This is a genomic window from Spirillospora sp. NPDC049652 (genome assembly GCF_040675125.1).
Classification (GTDB): domain Bacteria; phylum Actinomycetota; class Actinomycetes; order Streptosporangiales; family Streptosporangiaceae; genus Spirillospora.
The window spans coordinates 1-1,977 of sequence record NZ_JBFAOF010001175.1 but is presented as its reverse complement, the minus strand read 5'-3'; the positions used below and the strand labels follow the sequence as shown (position 1 = coordinate 1,977).

General features: G+C 72.1%; 2 protein-coding genes. One reads left to right on the top strand and one right to left on the bottom strand.

Annotated features, from left to right (window positions below; translation table 11 throughout):
- On the bottom strand, nt 1-889 hold an 889-nt coding region (locus AB0J52_RS38255), incomplete at its 3' end, for a serine/threonine-protein kinase (RefSeq protein WP_500187904.1).
- Between the two features lie 607 nt (nt 890-1,496).
- Between AB0J52_RS38255 and AB0J52_RS38250 the strand changes: the two genes are divergently transcribed.
- Nucleotides 1,497-1,793 (top strand): DUF4193 domain-containing protein, encoded by a 297-nt coding sequence (locus tag AB0J52_RS38250; RefSeq protein WP_285695131.1) that lies wholly within the window; start codon nt 1,497-1,499, stop codon nt 1,791-1,793.
- Nucleotides 1,794-1,977 lie beyond the last annotated feature (184 nt).

Below are 1,977 nucleotides of genomic sequence, written 5' to 3'. Positions count from 1 at the left end.
CATGTCCCCGACGATCGGGTGCCTGGTCGAGCAGCGCGCCGCCGGCCGCCGCTCCCGCCGGGGTCGCGTTCACCGACTGGAGCAGCTGCAGCAGCAGCTGCGGCGCGGGCGGACGCAGCCCGGCGTCCTTGGACAGCGCCCGCCGGACCATGTCGCGGACGGGCCCGGCGGGCACCCCGGACAGGTCCGGCTCCTCGTTCAGGATCCGGTTGATGATCACCGGCAGCGTCTCGGCCTCGAACGGGGACTGCCCGGTCGCGGAGAAGACCATGGTCGCGCCCCAGGCGAAGATGTCCACCGCGGGCGTGAGCGGCGCGCCGGTGAGCTGCTCGGGGGCCAGGTAGCCGGGGGTGCCGACGACCATGCCGGTCGCGGTGACCGCGCTCTCCTGCGAGTTGACGGTGCGGGCGATGCCGAAGTCGACCACGCGCGGGCCGTCGCTCGCCAGCATGACGTTGTTCGGCTTGAAGTCGCGGTGCACGATCCCGGCCTCGTGGATCGCGGCGAGCGCGGTCGCGGTGCCGATCGCGAGCAGCAGCAGGTCGTCGGCGTTCATCGGGCCGTTGTGCGCGACGACGTCGTGCAGCGAGGCCCCGTCGATGAACTCGCTGATGACGTAGGGCTGGTCGCCCTCGACGTCGAAGTCGATCACTCGGGCGGTGCACTGCGGGTCGACCTTGCTGGCCGCGGTGACCTCGCGGGCGAACCGCGCCCGCGCCGCCTTGTCGGCCGCCATCTGCGTGTGCAGCAGCTTGACGGCGACGTATTCTCCCCCCGGGGCGCGGCCGAGAAACACCGCGCCCTGCCCGCCTGCCCCGAGCCGCCCGACGACCTCGTACTGTCCCAGTGCCCGCGGATCGCCCGGCTCCAGCGGAGCGGCTTCCGGCATCAGACCCTCCCGTGACCCGCTTGTGTGGTGTGGCGCTGCACGATATCGCGTTAGTTCAGACGTTTCATCGACACGATGGGTTCAGTGCCGGATCGGGTCTTTCCTGGCGATTCGCGGGATGCCCGCGGTTCTCCGGGGACGGCAGCGCCGGGCCGATGCGCTGGAGCGCGCCGAGGCGGGTAGGAGACAGGGGTCGCCGCGGGCGGGAGACGTGGGGGCGCGGTCCGGCGGGGCGGGCCGTGTGGCCGGTTACGCGGACGGCCGCGCGGACGGTCCGTGCGGCCGCGGGAGGACGCGCCGGGGGCGTGGCGGGGCGGTCGGTGCGCGAGCGGCCGCAGAGAAGGATATGATCCCGCCGCCGTTGGTTGCGCCCCCGGGCGTCACGGCTCTGTTTCGCAGCGTGGCAACCGGCGGGTGAGTGACGTGCGCCACATCTATGCGGGCCGGACGGGTGATCGGTGTCACTCGTGGGAACGGTCGCGCCTCGTGTGGCACAGCTCACCGCCCGTGACAGAATTTCCCGCCCGGATCGGGCACAAGAACGGCCCCCCGAGCGTTAGATCCGCGCGACGGGGCGCATAAAGCATCGAGGGGGATGGAGACGAAGATGGCGACCGACTACGACAGCCCACGCAAGACCGACGACGACCTGAGTGAGGACAGCCTCCAGGAACTTCAGGCCCGCCGCGCCGACAAGGCCGCGAGCATCATCGACGAGGACCTGGACGCCGGCGAGGTCGCCGAGCTGCCCGGCGCCGACCTGTCCAACGAGGAGCTGACCTTCCGGGTCGTTCCGCGCCAGGCCGACGAGTTCACGTGCAGCCGGTGCTTCCTGGTGCACCACCGCAGCCAGCTGGCCACCGAGAAGAACGGCCAGCCGATCTGCCGCGAGTGCGCGGCCTGACCGGCGGCAGCGACACAAGGGTTGACCCACAAGGCAGTTCCGACCCACGGGAGCCGCTGGTGAACGAGGTTCCGGAATTCCACGAGCGGCGCGGTCCCTCCGGGGACCCCGCCGGAGTGACACCCGCGCCGGGTGCCGCCTCCGCGGCGCCGGGCGCGCACCCGTCCGTCCCCAACCGTCCACG

Bases quoted from the DNA above. Each gene is read 5' to 3' on its own strand.
- AB0J52_RS38250 (WP_285695131.1), top strand. From the start codon at position 1,497: ATGGCGACCGACTACGACAGCCCACGCAAGACCGACGACGACCTGAGT.